At 70.2% G+C, this 17433-nt stretch carries 17 protein-coding genes; 10 read left to right on the top strand and 7 right to left on the bottom strand.

Translation table 11 applies throughout. The features are described 5' to 3' along the window. The first annotated feature begins 14 nt into the window (after positions 1–14). The 3 genes from rpsR (at position 15) to dnaB (ending at position 3368) form a co-directional block, all read left to right on the top strand. Entirely contained in the window at positions 15–254 is a 240-nt protein-coding gene (gene rpsR / locus ACWEIJ_RS08870) for a 30S ribosomal protein S18 (RefSeq protein WP_030465683.1), read from the top strand. A gap of 18 nt (positions 255–272) precedes the next feature. Beyond that, the gene (gene rplI, locus ACWEIJ_RS08875; RefSeq protein ID WP_112276253.1) at positions 273–731 is read left to right on the top strand and encodes a 50S ribosomal protein L9; all 459 of its coding nucleotides are present in this window, start codon (positions 273–275) and stop codon (positions 729–731) included. 678 nt (positions 732–1409) lie between these two features. Beyond that, complete coding sequence (gene dnaB / locus ACWEIJ_RS08880) at positions 1410–3368, top strand: replicative DNA helicase (RefSeq protein WP_449836861.1); 1959 nt, start codon at positions 1410–1412, stop codon at positions 3366–3368. Positions 3369–3717: 349 nt separating this feature from the next. On the opposite strand, the gene ACWEIJ_RS08885 is transcribed toward dnaB, so the two are convergent. From ACWEIJ_RS08885 to ACWEIJ_RS08895, 3 genes are read right to left on the bottom strand one after another with little or no spacing between them, the layout of a single operon-like run. Beyond that, positions 3718–4128, bottom strand: a complete 411-nt coding sequence (locus ACWEIJ_RS08885; protein ID WP_449836591.1) for a PPOX class F420-dependent oxidoreductase — start codon at positions 4126–4128, stop codon at positions 3718–3720. After that, positions 4125–4778 (bottom strand): TetR/AcrR family transcriptional regulator, encoded by a 654-nt coding sequence (locus ACWEIJ_RS08890; RefSeq protein WP_449836592.1) that lies wholly within the window; start codon positions 4776–4778, stop codon positions 4125–4127. The genes ACWEIJ_RS08885 and ACWEIJ_RS08890 overlap by 4 nt, the downstream gene beginning before the upstream one ends. 42 nt (positions 4779–4820) lie before the next feature. Further along, positions 4821–5588, bottom strand: coding sequence for a PIG-L deacetylase family protein (locus ACWEIJ_RS08895; protein ID WP_449836593.1), 768 nt, complete (start codon positions 5586–5588; stop codon positions 4821–4823). 52 nt (positions 5589–5640) lie between these two features. Here ACWEIJ_RS08895 and ACWEIJ_RS08900 point away from each other — a divergent pair, with 52 nt between their 5' ends. From ACWEIJ_RS08900 to ACWEIJ_RS08925, 6 genes are read left to right on the top strand one after another with little or no spacing between them, the layout of a single operon-like run. Next, positions 5641–6111, top strand: coding sequence for an N-acetyltransferase family protein (locus tag ACWEIJ_RS08900; protein ID WP_449836594.1), 471 nt, complete (start codon positions 5641–5643; stop codon positions 6109–6111). Continuing rightward, positions 6102–6818: an MBL fold metallo-hydrolase gene (locus tag ACWEIJ_RS08905; RefSeq protein WP_449836595.1), complete on the top strand. Its 717-nt coding sequence runs from the start codon at positions 6102–6104 to the stop codon at positions 6816–6818. The genes ACWEIJ_RS08900 and ACWEIJ_RS08905 overlap by 10 nt, the downstream gene beginning before the upstream one ends. 39 nt (positions 6819–6857) lie before the next feature. Further along, positions 6858–7070 carry a hypothetical protein gene (locus ACWEIJ_RS08910; RefSeq protein ID WP_449836862.1) on the top strand — a complete coding sequence of 71 codons (213 nt, stop codon included), beginning with the start codon at positions 6858–6860 and terminating at the stop codon, positions 7068–7070. Next, entirely contained in the window at positions 7067–7519 is a 453-nt protein-coding gene (locus ACWEIJ_RS08915) for a Clp protease N-terminal domain-containing protein (RefSeq protein WP_449836596.1), read from the top strand. Before ACWEIJ_RS08910 ends, ACWEIJ_RS08915 begins: the two co-directional genes overlap by 4 nt. Then, the gene (locus ACWEIJ_RS08920) at positions 7516–8109 is read left to right on the top strand and encodes a DUF998 domain-containing protein (RefSeq protein WP_449836597.1); all 594 of its coding nucleotides are present in this window, start codon (positions 7516–7518) and stop codon (positions 8107–8109) included. The genes ACWEIJ_RS08915 and ACWEIJ_RS08920 overlap by 4 nt, the downstream gene beginning before the upstream one ends. A gap of 9 nt (positions 8110–8118) precedes the next feature. Further along, positions 8119–8475 (top strand): hypothetical protein, encoded by a 357-nt coding sequence (locus ACWEIJ_RS08925; protein ID WP_449836598.1) that lies wholly within the window; start codon positions 8119–8121, stop codon positions 8473–8475. A gap of 71 nt (positions 8476–8546) precedes the next feature. Here ACWEIJ_RS08925 and ACWEIJ_RS08930 read toward each other — a convergent pair whose 3' ends face one another. From ACWEIJ_RS08930 to ACWEIJ_RS08940, 3 genes are all read right to left on the bottom strand, one after another. Beyond that, entirely contained in the window at positions 8547–11621 is a 3075-nt protein-coding gene (locus ACWEIJ_RS08930) for a beta strand repeat-containing protein (RefSeq protein WP_449836599.1), read from the bottom strand. Between the two features lie 247 nt (positions 11622–11868). Next, positions 11869–12627, bottom strand: a complete 759-nt coding sequence (locus ACWEIJ_RS08935) for a hypothetical protein (RefSeq protein ID WP_449836600.1) — start codon at positions 12625–12627, stop codon at positions 11869–11871. A 161-nt stretch (positions 12628–12788) separates the two neighbouring features. Next, the gene (locus tag ACWEIJ_RS08940; RefSeq protein WP_449836601.1) at positions 12789–14966 is read right to left on the bottom strand and encodes a hypothetical protein; all 2178 of its coding nucleotides are present in this window, start codon (positions 14964–14966) and stop codon (positions 12789–12791) included. A gap of 79 nt (positions 14967–15045) precedes the next feature. Here ACWEIJ_RS08940 and ACWEIJ_RS08945 point away from each other — a divergent pair, with 79 nt between their 5' ends. After that, complete coding sequence (locus tag ACWEIJ_RS08945) at positions 15046–16197, top strand: AI-2E family transporter (RefSeq protein ID WP_449836602.1); 1152 nt, start codon at positions 15046–15048, stop codon at positions 16195–16197. Here the strand turns inward: ACWEIJ_RS08945 and ACWEIJ_RS08950 are convergent. Further along, positions 16194–17390, bottom strand: coding sequence for a diguanylate cyclase (locus ACWEIJ_RS08950; RefSeq protein WP_449836603.1), 1197 nt, complete (start codon positions 17388–17390; stop codon positions 16194–16196). The two genes, ACWEIJ_RS08945 and ACWEIJ_RS08950, sit on opposite strands and share 4 nt — an antisense overlap. Positions 17391–17433: the final 43 nt, after the last annotated feature.

Here is a 17433-nt window from a genome sequence, read left to right on the forward strand (position 1 = left end):
GGAGTTAGAGACACATGGCCAAGCCGCCTGTGCGCAAGCCCAAGAAGAAGGTCTGCGCCTTCTGCAAGGACAAGAGCGCGAACCTGATCGACTACAAGGACACGACGCTGCTTCGGAAGTTCATCTCCGACCGCGGCAAGATCCGTGCCCGCCGCGTCACGGGCAACTGCTCGCAGCACCAGCGCGACGTCGCTGTTGCCGTGAAGAACGCCCGTGAGATGGCCCTGCTGCCCTACACCTCGACCGCTCGCTAAGAGAAGGGAACATTCGCGATGAAGCTCATCCTCACCGCTGACGTTTCCGGCCTTGGCGCGCCCGGCGACATCGTCGAGGTCAAGGACGGCTACGGCCGCAACTACCTGCTCCCGCGCGGTCTCGCGATCGTCGCGACCCGCGGCGCGCAGAAGCAGATCCAGGTCATCCAGCGCGCGCAGGACACCCGCCGCGTGCGCGACCTGGACCACGCCAAGGAGCTCAAGGCCAAGCTCGAGGGCCTGGGCGGCGTGACGCTGACCGCGAAGGCTGCGGCCGGCTCGAACAAGCTGTTCGGCTCGATCACCACCGCCGACGTGGCGGCGGCCGTGAAGAAGTCCACGGGCGGCCTCGTCCTGGACAAGCGCGCCATCGAGCTGCCGGGTCACATCAAGACCACCGGCAAGCACTCGGTGACGGTTCGCCTCCACCCGGAGGTCACCGTCGCCCTGCCGCTCGTGGTGACCTCGGCCGAGTAAGCACCGCGTCGTAGTGATCCCGTCGGCGTTACCGCCGACGAGTGAGCACCGCAACGCGAAACTCGTGACGTGACCTCCTCGGGGGCACTTCACGCTGGCTGCGATTGCTGAAGCGCCGCCTACCCGGAATGCTCCGGGTGGGTGGCGCTTTCGCTCGTTCGGACCAGTGCCATTCTGTCCACGTCCTGTGGATAACCTGCGTGCACGGCCGGGTTGCGACACGCCGAAGAGGGTGTTTTCCGCGACACGCCGAGGCTGTGGCGCACAACTTTTTCCACAACTTGTTCACAGCCTCTGAGCTGCAGTTACTTCTGTCACTCCACCGGTTGTCAACAGGTTGTCCCCAGCGCCTCCGCCCCTGTGCGCAACCATCCACAGGTTGTCCCCCAGTTGTCCACAGGGCGATCCACACGCTGGTTTGCTTGCTCCGGACGGGTCCCTCTAGCGTCGCGACTCGGGCGGCGACCATCGCACAGCGTGGCCGCCCGGAATTGTCGGTGCCGCGCGGTACAACTAGGGCCTGGATCGAAAGGTCCTGACGGACAGGGGCACCGGCTCTCGACTCTTCGCAGGGGTGATTTGGCAGTGGCGCTGGTGGACGACCGGGGTATGGCGGAGCCCGGATTCGAGCGTCAGCCGCCGCAGGACCTCGCCGCCGAGCAGTCCGTGCTGGGCGGCATGCTGCTGTCCAAGGACGCCATCGCGGACGTCATCGAGGCGCTCGCGCCGAACGACTTCTACCGGCCCGCCCACCAGGCGATCTACGACTGCATCCTCGACCTCTACGGCCGCGGCGAGCCCGCCGACCCGATCACCATCTCGGCCGAGCTGGAGCGGCGCGGCGAGCTGCTGCGCGTGGGTGGCGCGCCGTACCTGCACACGTTGATCGCGACGGTGCCGACGGCCGCGAACGCCGGCTACTACGCCGAGATCGTCGCCGAGAAGGCGGTGCTGCGCCGTCTCGTCGAGGCGGGCACGCGGATCGTGCAGCTCGGCTACAACGGCGCGGAGGGCGCGGACGTCGACGAGGTGGTCGACCGCGCGCAGGCGGCGATCTACGAGGTCACCGACCGCCGTACGACCGAGGACTACGTGGCGCTGGAGGATCTGCTCCAGCCGACGATGGACGAGATCGACGCGATCGCGTCGCGCGGCGGCATCTCGCAGGGCATCCCGACGGGCTTCGCCGACCTGGACGAGCTGACGAACGGCCTGCACGGCGGTCAGATGATCATCGTCGCCGCACGGCCGGGTGTCGGCAAGGCGCTCGCGCTCGACACCCCGCTGCCCACCCCGTCCGGCTGGACCACGATGGGCGAGGTCGCCGTCGGCTCCCACCTGATCGGCGCGGACGGCCGCCCGACGCGCGTGGTCGCCGCGACCGAGGTGATGACGGGCCGCCCGTGCTTCGAGGTGGAGTTCTCCGACGGCACGGTGATCGTGGCCGACGCGGAGCACCAGTGGCTGACCGAGTCGTGCAGCGAGACCGGTGGTTTCTGGGCGATCCGCACGACGGCGCAGCTGTTCCAGCGCGTCGGCGTGTGCCGCGTGTTCGTGCGCATGTCGGCGGCCTGGGAGCTGCCCACCGCCGCGCTGCCGCTGTCGCCGCGCGCGCTGGGCCTGTTCCTGTCCGGCCTGGGCGACCTCGAACTGACCGACGACGAACTGCGCGTGGCCAAGGACCTCGACCTGGCCGACGACCCGCACATCCCCGCCGCGTACCTGCGGGCGTCCCGCAAGCAGCGCGCGGAACTGCTGGCGGCCCTGCAGGTGGACGGCCGGTTCGCGCGCCTGCGCCGGGACGTCGACGAGCTGGTCGCCAGCCTGGGCAGGCACGACCAGGTGGAGATCGTGGCGGTGCGCCCGGTCGCGTCGGTGCCCGTGCGCTGCGTGGAGGTCGACAACCACGACCACCTGTACCTCGCGGGCGAGACGATGATCCCGACGCACAACTCGACGCTGGGCCTGGACTTCGCCCGTTCGTGCTCGGTGAAGCACGGCCTGACCAGCGCCATCTTCAGCCTGGAGATGAGCCGCACCGAGATCGTCATGCGCATGCTCTCCGCCGAGGCCCGCATCCGCCTCGGCGACATGCGAGGCGGCAAGATGAGCGACGACGACTGGACCCGCCTGGCCCGCCGCATGAGCGAGATCAGCGAGGCGCCGTTGTTCGTCGACGACAGCCCCAACCTGACGATGATGGAGATCCGCGCCAAGGCCCGTCGCCTCAAGCAGCGGCACGACCTCAAGCTGATGGTCGTCGACTACCTCCAGCTGATGAGCTCCGGCAAGAAGTCCGAGTCCCGCCAGCAGGAGGTCTCGGAGTTCTCCCGATCGCTCAAGCTGATCGCCAAGGAGCTGCACGTCCCGGTCATCGCGATCTCCCAGCTGAACCGCGGTCCCGAACAACGCACCGACAAGCGCCCGATGCTCTCCGACCTCCGCGAGTCCGGCTCGCTCGAACAGGACGCCGACATGGTCATCCTGATCAACCGCCCGGACGCCTGGGAACGCGACGACCCGCGCGCCGGCGAGGCCGACCTGATCATCGCCAAGCACCGTGCCGGCCCGACCGCCACCATCACGGTGGCGCACCAGCTGCACTACAGCCGCTTCACCGACCTGGCCCAGGCCTAGGTGTACCTGGTCAACCCGGTTGGTGACGTGTGTCGGCTTGATCATGGGTGAGACACGCTGACGCCCGTCTGACAGTGCATGGACGCCTGCTCCTGGTCTCACGGGCCGCTTCCGGCAGGCCGGTCGCGCAGCGAGCTGCGTTGCGGACCGGCTCGGATCAGCGCCCCTGCGGGCGTGCCCGCCCGCACCGTGTCGCGGGTGCTGGCCGGGCATGGCGTGCCGAGGCCGGCCGAGTGCGATCCGCTGACCGGACAGCGGATCCGCGCCCGCCCATCAGCCGCTTTCAGTCACCAACCTCATGACCAGGTACACCTGGGCGCAGCCGCCTTGGCGGAGCCCGCCGAGCAGGTCACGCGTCGCTCACCGTGGACTTTTCTGGCGCGGCTGCGCCGTGGGCGGTCAGCCCGAAGCCGAGGACGCGGTCGGGGTGGATGCGGATCAGTTCGGTTGAGAACCCCGGTCGGAGGGGTTCAGCGCCGGTGAGTGTTTCGGCGCGCCCGCGGATTTCCAGGCAGCGCACGCGCCACGGTCGATACGAGGCGATGTCGTCGACGACGAAGGCCACCTGGTCGTTGCCGGCCAGGTTGCGGAACTTGCGGCTGGCACCGAGGTCGTGTCCGCCGATGTCGATGGTGCCCAGTTCGGGGTTGTAGTGGAACGTGACCGGGTTGTTCTGCGGAGCGCCGTGCCGGTCCACAGTGGCCAGCCGTCCGAGCGTCTGGCTGTTGAGGTACTCGACCTGTTCCGGCGTGAACGTCATCGTTGGTCGTCCTGTTCTTCCGGGCCGCGCAGGGCACGCAGAATCCGCTGCAGGCCGTCGCGGTAGCGGTTCTCGAATTCGGGCTCGCCGGGGTGGATGCCGAACAACCGATGGGCGACGTCGCCGAACACGACCGGGGCGGCGACCGCGCCGAGCAGGACGAGCTGCAGCGTTGCCGGGTCGAGGTCGCGATCGAGCTCACCGCGTTCTTGTCGGCGGCGCAGACTGGCCGTGTCGGGGTGGTCGGCGTCGGTGCTCGCGTCGGGCGGGCTCTGCCCGACGCCGGCCAGTCCTCGCCAGGCCAGCAGCCGCATCGGCCGCGGGTCGCTCAACGCGTCGTGCAGGTAGCGCGCCAGGCTCTCGGCCAGCGGCAGATCGGGTTCGGCGAACCCGTCACGGCGTTGCAGCCAGGCCCGTTGCACCGCCTGGTACAAGCCCTCCTTGCCGCCGAAGTGGTAGGCGATGAGGTCCTTGCTGACCCCGGCGCGCTCGGCGATGTCCCGAACCCGAGCCCCCGCGAACCCCTTCTCGGAGAACTCCTGCAACGCCGCATCGAGCAACGCCGCACGGGTGCGCTCGGCATCGACCATCCGCTCCTGCGGCTCAGGGGCACGCCGTCGAGCCGAGCCGGACCCATCGCGCAGGTTCATAGACAACAGTCCAACCGAATCAGACAAGTGTCTAACAGGGTGTCACACGTGAGGCTCTTCGGTGTCCTGGTCGAGGGCCAGGTCGGGCGGTGCGTGCAGGTCACGGGCCTGGAACAACACGGCGTGCTCGACCCCCATGACCTTGCCGCCCATCGCGGCGATCACCGGGATGAAGTCGGCCGGGGCGGGATGGCCGGGAATGGCGGCCAGGTAGGCGGCGTGCGCCTCCAGCGAGAGGACGCCGCGGCGCAGCGCCTCACCCGTGACGTCCACACCGTGGGTCGCACCGCCCAGACCGGGGACGAGGTACCAGCGCGCGGAGTGCGGTTCGAGGCCCTCGTCGTCGATCTGCTCCGGGAAGATCCACCGGTTGCCCGCGTCGCGGACGGCGTCGAGCGTCGCGAGTCCGACCGCGCGGTGATCGGCCTGCTCGAAGCCGTGCGGCGTGTCGATCGCGTAGTTGCACCCGAGCACGACGTCGGGCTTGAACCGCCGGATCTCCCGGCAGATGTCCCGGCGCAGGTCGAGGCCGTAGACCAGCACGCCGTCCGGATGGTCGAGGACGGTCAGGTGAGTGACGCCGACGGCGGCGCAGGCGGCCTGCTGTTCGGCGAAGCGCAGCCGTGCCGTCTCCTCCGGCGGGTTCGGCATGCCGGCCTCGCCTCGGGTGAGCAGCAGGTAGCCGACCTCGATGCCGCGCGCGGTCCAGCGGGCGACCGCCGCGGACGTGCCGTACTCCATGTCGTCGGGATGGGCGACGACGCAGAGCACCCGGTGAAAGGACTCCTCGGGGAGGGCGGGCAGTGTCATGGCGGCATCCTGCCCGGTTTCCGGACTGCCGGTCAGGTGAATCATTGCGGAGGTGAGTCCCTCGATCCGCCCTGCCGAACGCCGCGACGTCGCCACCCTCGTCCGGCTGCGCCTTGCCAACGCCGAACGCCACGTCCAGCTGGCGCCAGAGCTCTTCCGCATGCCCTCGCCGGACGCCGTGCGCCGTCACTTCGAGCAGGCCGTCGGGTCCGCGCTGATCTCGGTCGCCGAGGTGGACGGCGAGGTGGTCGGCATGGCGGAGGTGGTGCTCCTGGCCGACCCGCCCGACCACCAGATCCTGGTGCCGCGCCGTGCCGCCGACGTCCACACCGTGGTGCTGGACGGGTATCGCGGCCGCGGCATCGGCCGCGCACTGGTGGTGGCGGCGGAGCAGATGGCCGCCGATCGTGGTGTCGTGATCGTGTTCGCCACCATCTTCGCCACGAACGACGACGCCGTCGCCTTCTACTCCTCGGCCGGTTTCGGGCCGCGCGGAATCGTGTTGAGCAAGCCGTGCGGCTGACGGTGCTCGGCAGCTGCGGTGCCTTTCCGGAGCCGGGCCGCGCGTGCAACGGGTTCGCCGTCGAGGAGTCCGGCCTCCGCCTCGCGCTGGACCTCGGCTACGGGACCTTGCCCCGGCTGCTGGACCTGTGGCCGACGGGGCCGGACGCCGTGGTGATCACTCACGAGCACCCCGACCACTGCGCTGACCTGCACGGGTTGTTCCGCATGCGGCACTACGGGCGGCACGGACGGCTGCCGTTGTACTGCCCGCCGGGCGTGCTCGACCGGTTGCAGGGGCTCGAACCCGACGTGTCGCTGCACGAGGTGTTCGACGTGTTCGCGTTGCCGGGCGAGTGGACCGTCGGTCCGTTTCGGTTGACCGGGATCGACCTGCCGCACTTCGTCCCGAACGCCGGCATCCGGCTGGAGGCGGCACGGGTGCTCGCCTACACCGGCGACACGGGACCGTCGCCGGCGCTGGCGGAACTGGGCCGGGACGCGGACCTGTTCATCGTCGAGGCCACGGACCGGCCCGGCGACACCTCCGGCCTGCTGATGACGGCCAGAGCCGCCGGTTCGTGGGTGCGCGAGGCCGGGGCGCGACGACTGATGCTGACCCACTTCTGGCCGGGCAACGACCGCACGGCCGCGGTGGCCGCAGCCCGCGAGTCGTTCACCGGAGAGATCTTCAAGGCCGAAGAGGGCGATGTTTACGCACTTGGATGACGTCAGGCCACGTTGACGCGCCACGTGTGTCAGCCTAGCCTGACAAACGTGGACGAGCTCACGCGCCAGATCAACTCCGTCGACCCCGCCGTCGGACTGCGTGCCGTCGGGGCGTTGCGCCGCCTCGCCGAGCAGGTCGAGGCGACCTCGGTGGCCCGTGCCAGGGAGCAGGGCTGGTCGTGGGAGCAGATCGGCGACGCGCTGGGCATGTCCCGTCAGTCGGTGCACGCCAAGTACAGGGGGACGTCGTGAAGCAACCAGCCAAGTCGGTCAGAGCGCGCGTGATCATGGCGGCGCAAGCGGAGGCACAGCGCCGTGGCGACCGTCGGCTCTCCACCGAGCACCTGTTGTTGGGTGTGCTGCACGAGCCGGAAGCGGTGACGGCGCTGGGGGTCGACCTCGCTGCCGCACGGGAGGGGCTGGACGGTCTCGACCGGGAGGCCCTCGCCGCCATCGGCATCAACACCGGGGAGTTCTCGCCGGCCGCGGTGCCCGCCGCGACCAAGCGGCCGCCGTTGACCACCGCCGCGAGGGCGACGCTGCTGCGTGCGATCAAACCGGCGCCGCGCGCCAGGGCGGTGCACCCGACCGCCGGGCAGTTCGTGCTGGCGCTGCTCGCCAACGATCGGCCCGACCCGGCCGCTGACCTGCTGGCCCACCTCGGCGTCGACACCGCCGCCGTACGCGCGCGCTTGTCATGAACAGGCTGGTGGTCTGCGGTGTGCTCGCAGGGCCGCTCTTCGTCCTGACGTTCCTCGTCAACGGTGCTGTCACCACCGGGTACTCGGCTCTGCGGCATCCGGTCAGCTCGCTGCAGCTGGCGAGTTGGGTGCAGACCGCGAACTTCCTCGTCACCGGCGTGCTCGTGGTGGTGTTCGCCCTGAGCGCCCGCCCCGGCTTCTGGGGCACGCTGCTGATCAGCTGCATCGGCCTCGGCCTGATCGGGTCCGGCGTCTTCACCACCGACCCGGTCAACGGCTATCCGCCCGGCAGCCCGGCGGTGTCCGAGTACACGTGGCACGGTCTGCTGCACGACCTGTTCGCCATCCCGACGTTCGTGGGCTGGCCCATCGCCTGCTTCATGCTGGCCCGCCGCTTCCGGCCGTGGTACTCGATCGCGTCGGGTGTGGCGTTCGCCGTGATGTTCGTCCTCACCAACGCCGCGTTCGCGCAAACCCCGGGCCTGGTGGAGTTCGGTGGCCTGCTCCAGCGCCTGACGATCACGATCGGATTCACCTGGCTGACGGTCGTCAGCGCGGCAATGCTGGTCAACCGGCGTGAGCTCGGCTAAACACGATTCGTGCTGCACGACCCGCTCACGGGCCTGCCCGGACACGCGCTGCTGCTCGACCGCCTGGAGCAGTCGCTGATCCGCGCCCGCACCCGCGGCACCCTCGTCACGCTGGTGCTCGTCACGGCGCCGGACTCGCTGCTGGAGGCGGCGCGGGTGCTGCGGCAGAACCTGCGACCGGACTTCACCGTCGCCCGGTACCGCGACACGGTGCTGGCGGTGCTCGCCGAGCACGACTTCGGGGACGGTTCGCCGATCTCGTCGCTGATCAGGCAGCTGGTCGGCGACAGCCCGCAGATCCACTGGGTCACGAGCGACGGCGACACCACGCCCGACGACGTGCTCGCGACCGCCGAACAGCACTGAGCCCCGGCGACACCGTCGTGTCGCCGGGGCTCAGCTTCTTACCGGAGGAGGGTGTTACAACCTGCGAGGTGTTACAGCGAACCGGTCACCGTCTGGAACAGGTTGGCCGGGTCGATCATGGCGAGCGCCGGGGCGTTCACCGGGAGCTGCGGCAGCGAGCGCTCCTCAGCGTGCGGAACCAGGCCCTGGGTCGGGTTCAGGTTGAGACCCGAGATGGAGGCCGGGCCGTCCAGCGGCAGACCGGGCAGCGAACGCTCGGTCGGCAGAGCCGGCAGCTGCACCGGAACCGGCAGGGCCGGGGCGGTCAGCGGCAGGGACGGCAGCGAACGCTCGGTCGGCAGCGCGGGCAGCAGCGGCAGCGCCGGGACACCCGGCAGCGAACGCTCGGTCGGCAGCGCGGGCAGCGCGGGCAGCAGCGGCAGCGCCGGGACACCCGGCAGCGAACGCTCGGCCGCGGCACCGGGGAGCAGGCCCTTGGCCGCCTCCAGCACCTGGCCCAGGGGCAGGCCCTGGACGTTCGGGTTCACGTTCGCGACGCCACCAGGGCCGGTGGGCAGCTCGGCGCGCTCCTGGGCGAGGGCGGGCAGCGCCGGGGTGGGCAGCTGGCCGGTCATCGCGGCCAGGTCGGCCGGGTTCGGCAGGGCGTTCACCGGCAGCTTGTCGAGGCCGTGGAACGCCGGGACCTCGTCGGCCTTCATCAGGCTGTCCACGCCCTTGGGGAGCTGGATGCCCTTGAGCTGCGTGGCGCGCAGCGCGCTCGGGGCTTCCTCACCGGTGAGCTGGGTGTCGTTGTCCGTGCCCGCGGTGGTCGCCTGGCCGAGGACCTCGACGGGGATGCGCGCGACGTTGGCGGCCACCTCGGCCGGGACGGTCATCTCGCGGGCGGACAGCGGGCCGCTGCCCACCGTCTCCATGTTGCCGCCGGCCTGGGTGTGCGACACCTTGTCGGTGACCGTGGAGGCCTGGCCCGCGGCGGCGATCGCGTCCGCGTAGACGCCGGCGACGGCGTTGGCGGGGACGTGGATCAGGTTGCCGGAGACCGAGGAGTCCTTGCCGGTGGTGCTGCTGTCGCCGCCGGCCACGACGTTGGTGTCGCTGACCACGTCGGACGTGGTGATGCCCGCGGCGGAGATGGTGTTGCCCGGCAGCGTGACGAACGGCGTGGCCTGCGCGCCGATCAGGTTGCCCGAGACCGAGCCCTTGTCGCCGTTGCTGTCGACGTTGCCACCGGCGACCGAGTCGAGGTCGTTGGTGGACGCGGCGTCGACGTTGCTGCCGCCACCGACCGACCAGCCCATGAGCTGGGTGCCGGACGCGACCGGAGCCGAGATGACGTTGCCGGCGATCGAGCCCGCCTCACCGGTGGTGAGAGCGTCGCCGCCCGCCTTCATGTCGGTGGCGTTGTCACCGACGGCAGTGTTGTTGCCGACCAGGGTGAAGCCGTTGCCGAACACCTGGGCCGGCGTCGACGTCGGAGCCTGGACGATGTTGCCCGACACCGAGCTCTTCTTGCCGGTGGCGTGCGGCGGCTGACCGGCCTTGACCGACGTGTCGTTCGACGTGTCGGACACGGTGTTGCCGACGAGGCCGGCCGTGGTGCCGAAGACCTGCGCGGCGGCCACGGTGGGCGCGGTCACGATGTTGCTGGAGACCGTGCCGTGGTCGTCCTGCGTGTTCGGCTGGGCGCTGGAACGGACGTCCTTGGTCTCGTCCGTCGAACCGGCGGCGGTGCCACCGAGCGCGCCGGCCAGGCCGTAGGTCTCGACCGGAGCCGCGACGGGGGCCTGCACGACGTTGCCGGCGGCGACCGAGTCGTTGCCGGTCGTGCCCTGGTAACCCGCGGTGCCCGACTTGACGTCGTTCACGCAGGTGCCGGCCGCCTGACCGGCACCGGCAGCACCGTTGCCGCACACGTCCACGGCGGTGGCGGGCGGGGCGTCGACGATGTTGCCGGACAGGACCGACTTGTCGCCGAGGGTGTAGCCGGGGCCACCCGCGATCGACGTGGCGTCGTTCTTGTGGTCGGTCAGCGCGTTGCCGATGGCCGCGACGCCGTTGCCGCCCACGGCGGTGGGCAGCGAGATCGGGGCGTCGGCGATGTTGCCGGAGCCCGTGGAGCCCGAACCGTTGGTGTTGTTCTGACCACCGGAGATCGACTCGTTGGTCGTGTCGCTGACCGCGGTCGAGTTGCCGCCGCCGGCGACCGAGTTGTCGTCGACCGTGATGGGGCCGGAGAGCGCGGGCTCCACGATGTTGCCGGCGAGCGTGGCGGGGTCGCCGTTGGTGTGCGTGATGCCACCGGCGTTCGCGGTGCCGGTCTGCGTCGACTTGGTGGTGGAGTTGGCCGCACCGGCGACCGCGTTGCCGTTCACCTCGACCAGCGGGGCCAGCGGGATCGGCACGGCGTTGCCGGAGATCGAGCTGTTCTTGCCGCTGGTGACGACGTCGCCGTCGGAGGTGGCGACCGTGTCGGCGGTGGACTTCGCGTCGGCGATGCCGATCCCGCCCACGCCGTTGCCGGTGATCTGGATCGGCGTGGCGCCCTGCTCGGCGACGACGTTGCCGGAGACAGCGCCCTTGTCACCGTTGGTGGTGATGTCGCCGCCGGTCGTCGAGACCTGCTCGGCGGTGGTGTTGGTGGCGGCGTTGCCGCCTGCCGCGATGGCGTTGCCGGTGATCTGGATCGGCAGCACGTGGTTGACGGCGACGACGTTGCCGGCGAGTGCCTGGCCCGCGCCGTCCGTGACGATGGTGCCGTCGCGGTGCGTTTCCTGCGTGCAGTCGCCGGCCGCCTCGGAGTTGCCGAGGACCGCGATCGCGTTGCCGCAGATGTCGATGGGCACGTCGACGTGCGCCTGGACCGTGTTGTTGCGGAACAGGCCCTGCGCGGCAGTGCCCTGCAGGCGTCCGGCGGCCTGCTTGATCAGGGGGTGCGCGACCGGAGCGGCCGAGCGAACGGGCACCGCGCTGGTGACACGGTCCGTGCTGATCGTGCGGTCGATCTTGGGAACGTTCAGGCTCTTGACGGGGGTGCCCAGGTTGTTCTGGTCCACCTTCACCGGAACCGAAACGCCCGCGTCAACGGGGGACGGCGCTGCGTCGGGGTTGACGTTCTCCTGGGCAGAAGCGATGCCCGTACCGAGCATCAGCAAACCACCAGTGACAAACGCGGACTGAATTCCGCGCTTTGCCCAGGTCTGCATTGGGTCTCCTTCCAAAATCCCCTGCGATCAGGGGGGTTCATGGGGGTGGGGCCGGAACGCGCTTGGGGAAGGGCGCGTCATCACCGGGGGAGTCGCACGCGGTGATCGACCGGAAGGAGCGCAAGAAAAAAGCGCGACGGTCGACTTCCGGACAGCCGGGGAGGTGGCTGCCGCGGACCGCGCGCTGAAATCAGTCGGGGTTGATACCGGGCTGCTTGCCCGGCGTCACGGTCACCTCGTCGGTGGACGGCGCGAGGGCGCGCGTCACCGAGGTGCCGTGAGCGTTGCCGGACGCAGCGAGAGCAGCGATGGTGCTGCCCTTGGCCGAACCAGGACCGTCGGAGCACGAAGTGCACTGCACCGGCGCGGGGGCCGGGACGGGCAGCTTCGGGAACGGGTTGGTCGGCAGGGACGGGTGCTGCTGCGAGGGCACGACGAAGTCGTTGTGCCCCAGCAGATCCGTCCACGAAGCACCGGACGGGCCGGTGTGCTGCGAAGCCTGCGCGACCGGCGACTGTCCGGTCTCGGAGGCGGAAGCCGGGATCTCCGGGAACGTCACGTCCATCGACCGCTCGGTGGCGGCCGCCTGGTCCTGACCGATCCTCGTGACCTGGGGCAGGACCCGTGCGGCGATCTGCTCGACCGCCTGCTGGACCCGCACCTCCGGCAGCGCGGCGCGAGCCTTCTGCTGCTCGGCGCGCAACGTCTCGTCGATCTCGTGCACTGCGTTGGCAGCAGGGGCGACGACCGGCAGCTGCTCGTCAACATTGACGATCTTGGTGACGACGTCGAACTGCTGCACGTCTTCGGCGGCCTGCGCCGAGGACGTGGAGAGCACCCAGGCGACGGCCGTACCCGCGATCGCACCACCGACGGCGAGCAGCGCTCGGGTGGCGAACCGGCGGATGCCGTTCGCTCCCGTCTTCGCTCGCAGATCGGCAGAGGACAACGCGGAAACCTCGCTACTCGGTGGCGCTCAAGGGATTCGCCGACGATCAAGGTGATCAAGTCGACGCCGGGGACTCTGCCAGTCCCGGCACCCCGAATGCACGCTGAGAGCGCTCGGTTAACTACATCGTGTGAACGCTCCCCCGAAGTCGGACCCTGGCATCAGACCCGCTTGAGCACGCGTGCCGCACCGGCCGCCGCGGTCGACGCCAGCACCCAGCCCACGGCGACGAGCAGCGACGAGATCCACTGCGACGCGCCGGTGAACCGCCACTTCCCGTCCTGACCGAAGTCGATGATCGGGATCAGCAGGTCGAGCGCGAGCAGCCAGGCGTTCCACACCGGGTCCTGGTCGGTGTTGAGCTTCGCCATCGGGTGCCAGTTGAACCACAGCGCGCCGCCCAGCCAGAACACGCCGAGCCAGCAGATCGCGAGCCACGGCCGGTAGCCGTATCCGACCGTCCACCGCTGCACCGCGCCCCAGACCCGCCCGGCCCGGCCGAGCTCCGAGTAGCGGCGGCGTTGCTTCTCCAGCTGGACCTTCTGCGCGAGCTCCTCCTCACCGCCCTGCTGGTAGACGGCGGCGAGCTGCTCGTACGGTCCCGGCGCGAAGTCGGGCTGCACCTTGAGCAGCCACTTCAGCCTGGTCTCCACCGGCACCTCGGGGTCGGCGGTGATGCCGGCGAACTCGAAGTCGTCCACGGCGACGCCGCCCTCGGCGTCCCACAACCCCGGCCCGTCGGTCACCGAGACCGCCTTGAGCCTGCTGAGCACGACCTTGCCCTTGGGCTGCTGCCCCTCCGGGATGTGCAGGCGGAACTGGTGCACGGTGAGGCCGTACGCGTTGAGCGCGATGTCGGCGGCGGTCGACCCGAGGTGCGAGTCGCTGAACGTGGCCATCTTGCCGACCTCGCCCAGCCGGATCCGCACGCCGCCGACCGCGGTGAACCCGCGGCTGCACAGGAGGTCCTTGCCGATGGTGATGGCACGGGCGTCCAGCGACGGTTTCTGCGTGCCGTTGGCGCGCAACCGCGGCAGGGTCAGCTCGGCGCCGGACATGTCGAGGGTGGAGCCGATGTTCGCGTTCTGCAGGCGGACCGAGCCCTTGGCCCTGAGCTCGCGCAGGAACAGCGTGCCGCCGACCTCCAAGCGGTCGGCGAACAGCACGTCGATGCCCGGCCCGTGCAACGACACCCCGGACATGCTGGCGCTGCCCATGATGTGCGCGTTCGACAACCGCACCTGGCCGTAGGTCTGCAACGGCAGCGACCGGACGCCCGCGCCGTTGATCGCGCTGCGGGCCTCGACGTCGCCGCGGACCTGCATGCCGTCCGCGTGCAGGGCGACCGGGATGCGGTTGGTGACGTCACCGGCGAGCTCCTCGGCCACCTCGCGTGGACCGATGACCGCGCCGGAGAGCCTCAGGTACCCGCCGATGCTCGCGTTGGGCAGCCGGACCGTGCCGGTGCTGGTGAAGCCGTCGTCGAGCTCGACGTTGCCCTCGACCCGGAGGCGGTCGGCCACCAGCGTCGCGGCCTCGTCGGCCAGGCCGTGCGGCAGGACGAGCACCTGGTTGTCGACGCGGTGGGTGGAGTGCAGCCGGGCACCGGTGAACTCGAGGTTCCCGCCGACGCGCGCGCCATCGAACAGCACCCGTCCGTCCGCGGTGAACCGGCCGCCCTCGGCGTTGCAGAAGACGTTGCCCGCGACCACGATGCCGGACGCCTCCAGCGCGTCCCGGCCGGTGTTGATCAACCGCGCGCCGCCGAGGTGGACGCTGCCGCCGATCGCCGCACCCCTCAGCCGCACCTCGCCGTTGGCGCGCATCGCGATGGCCTGCACCGAGCCGCTGACCCGCAGGCGTGCGCCGAGCAGGGCGTGCGAGGTGTCGCTGCGCAGCACCGAACCGGCCAGGCGCAGCGTGCCGTCGACGGCGGCGTCGGTGAGGTCGACCGTGCCGGTGCAGGTGAACCCGGCTTCGAGGACCAGGTCGCTGAAGACCCTGAGGTTGCGGCCCTGCAGTCCGGGCACGCGGGTGCCTCTCAGCCGCAGGCCGATCAGGCGGGCCATGCGCAGGTCGAGTGCTTCCTCGAACGCGCAGTGGGTGAGGTCGATGACGCGCGTGACGCGGGTGCCTTCGAGCTCGAACTTGCCGGTGATCCGCGCGTTTCGCAGCCGCAGAGCGGGCAATCCCTTGCGCGGCACGCGGTACATGCCGGTCAGCAACCCGGTGAGCACCTCACCGCGCACGCTCTGCCCGGTCAGGTCGATCTCGGTGCCGCCCGCGTAGGCCCCGGCGACCTGGCGTTCGACGTCGGTCAAGTCTTCCGGCTTGATCACTATTCGCCCTCCCTGACGAATCGGATCATCCCGATCAGCCTCCGGCTTGACCAGGGTCTGAACAGTTAACGTGAGGTACGTGAGCGCACCGGAGTCGGAGATCAGCAGCCGCGTACCACTGCTGCTGCGGGTAAGTGCCGCGCTGAGCTGGCGGTTCGTCGTCGTGGTGGCCGCGTTGTACGTGGTCGCGTATGTGCTGGGTTTCCTCGCCTCGATCGTGATCCCGGTCGCAATCGCCCTGCTGCTCGCCGCCCTGCTGTCGCCCGGCGTGGCGAAACTCGTCGAATGGCGGGTGCCGCGCGGCGTGGCGACGACCGTGATGATGATCCTCGGCATCGGTGTGCTGGGCGGCGTGCTGACGTTCGTGATCAGCGAGTTCTCCCGCGGTCTGCCCGAACTGCAGACGCAGGTGTCGGCGTCGCTCGACACCATCCAGCGGTGGCTCAAGGACGGGCCGGCGCACCTGTCGGACCAGCAGCTGCAGAACTACCTCAACGACATCGTCAAGACGATCAAGGACAACCAGGCCGAGATCACGTCCGGCGCCCTGACGACCGCCGCGACGCTGGGCGAGGCGCTGACCGGGCTGCTGCTGGCGCTGTTCACGCTCATCTTCTTCCTGCACGACGGGGACGGGATCTGGCGGTTCGTGATCCGTGCGGTGCCACGAGACGTGCGGTCCCGTGTGGACGTTGCCGGGCGTCGCGGGTTCGGCTCTCTCGTTTCCTACGTGCGCGCGACTGCGGCTGTCGCGGTCGTCGACGCCGTGGGCGTGGGCATCGGACTGGCGATCATCGGGGTGCCTCTTGTGGTGCCGTTGTCCGCGTTGGTGTTCCTCGGCGCGTTCATTCCCATCATCGGTGCGGTGTTCACCGGTGCTGTCGCGGTGTTGATCGCGTTGGTGACCAACGGGCCGATTGCCGCGCTGGTGGTGTTGGCCGTGCTCATCGGCGTGATGCAGCTGGAGTCGCACGTGCTGCAGCCGCTGCTGCTGGGACGGGCGGTGAAGCTGCACCCGCTGGCGGTGGTGCTCGCGATCGCCGGCGGGTTGGTCGTGGGCGGGATCGCCGGGGCGCTGCTCGCGGTGCCGTTGCTGGCGGTGCTGAACTCCGGCATCCGGTCGCTGGTGTCGGACTCGGACGCCGAGGAGGACCCGTCGCAGGTCGACGTGCTGGATCCGCAGGACACCGCACCGAAGGACGACACCAGCGAACGGGTCAAGGACCTCTAGGCCATCGACACGAGGTTGCGGCCGTAGGCCTTGGCCGCCAGCAACGCCGCGTCGGCCGCCACCAGCAGGTCCGGCAGCTCGTAGCCGAACCGCGTGGTGGTGGCCACGCCGATCGACACGGTCAGGCCGCGCAGCTCGTGCGGCTTGCCGTCGGTGGCCATCGTCGGCACCCGCAGTGCCGCCACGGCCTTGCGCACCCGTTCCGCCACCGACTCGGCCTCCTCCGGTGAGGCCTCGGGCAGCAGCACGACGAACTCCTCGCCGCCGAACCGTCCCACGAGGTCGCCGCGGCGGACGGTGCCGCGCAGCAACAGGGAGATGGCGGCCAGCGCGGCGTCGCCCGCCAGGTGGCCCACCTCGTCGTTGACCCTCTTGAAGTGGTCGAGGTCGAGCAGCATGACGGCCATCGGCCGCAGGCGGGTGGAGGCCTTGGTCAGTTCGTAACGGGCCCGGCTGTCCCAGTGGACGGCGTTGGCCAGCCCGGTCTTGGCGTCGCGCTGGGCCGAACGGCGCCACTGCGGGAGCTGCGCGGCGCGTTCCAGCAGGGCCAGTGGCGGGCCGGCGATCAGGGCGTGGATGGCGTTCGACTCGGCCACACAACCCATGAGACCGCCGATCGACACCGCGACGATGCCGAGCACCACGTCGATCGGTTCACCGACGTTCTCCTCGAAGCTCGCGCTGGGACGGCGGAGTTTGAGGCCGACCGCGATCAGGGCCGCGCGCAGGGCCAGCAGCACGGTCGCGCCGAGGATCATGACCACGAGCATGGCGTGCGGGTTGGTCCAGCCGAGCAGGTAGCGCGTGGCGAAGACGGCGAGCGTGGTGGCGCTCAGGGTGAACAGCCAGCGGTGCGTTTCCGGGCGTTGCGCCAGCAGGCAGTGCAGCGCGGGGCCGAAGAGCAGGAGCACCAGGAGGTTCGGCGGCAGGGCGAGGATTCCGGCGGTCAGGTAGGAGAGGTGGGCCGCCCACGGGTTGCGCTCGGTCTCGCCGAGGCGGTGGCTGTAGATCGAACTGCCGATGATCACCGCGCCCGCCGTACCCGCGATGGCGGCGAAACGGCCGATCTCGGACGGTGACGGGGTGGGGGTGGAGATGATCACGTAGGTGACGAGGACCAGCGCGGCCAGGTCGATGATCAACCAGTAGCAGAGCGCGGGCCGCCGCAAAGTCCACACCGGCCAGTCCCGCACCTGTATTGCCCTCCCCCCAACCGGGAGCGCTGCCCCGAACCCG

The organism is Lentzea sp. NPDC004789, from assembly GCF_053601075.1.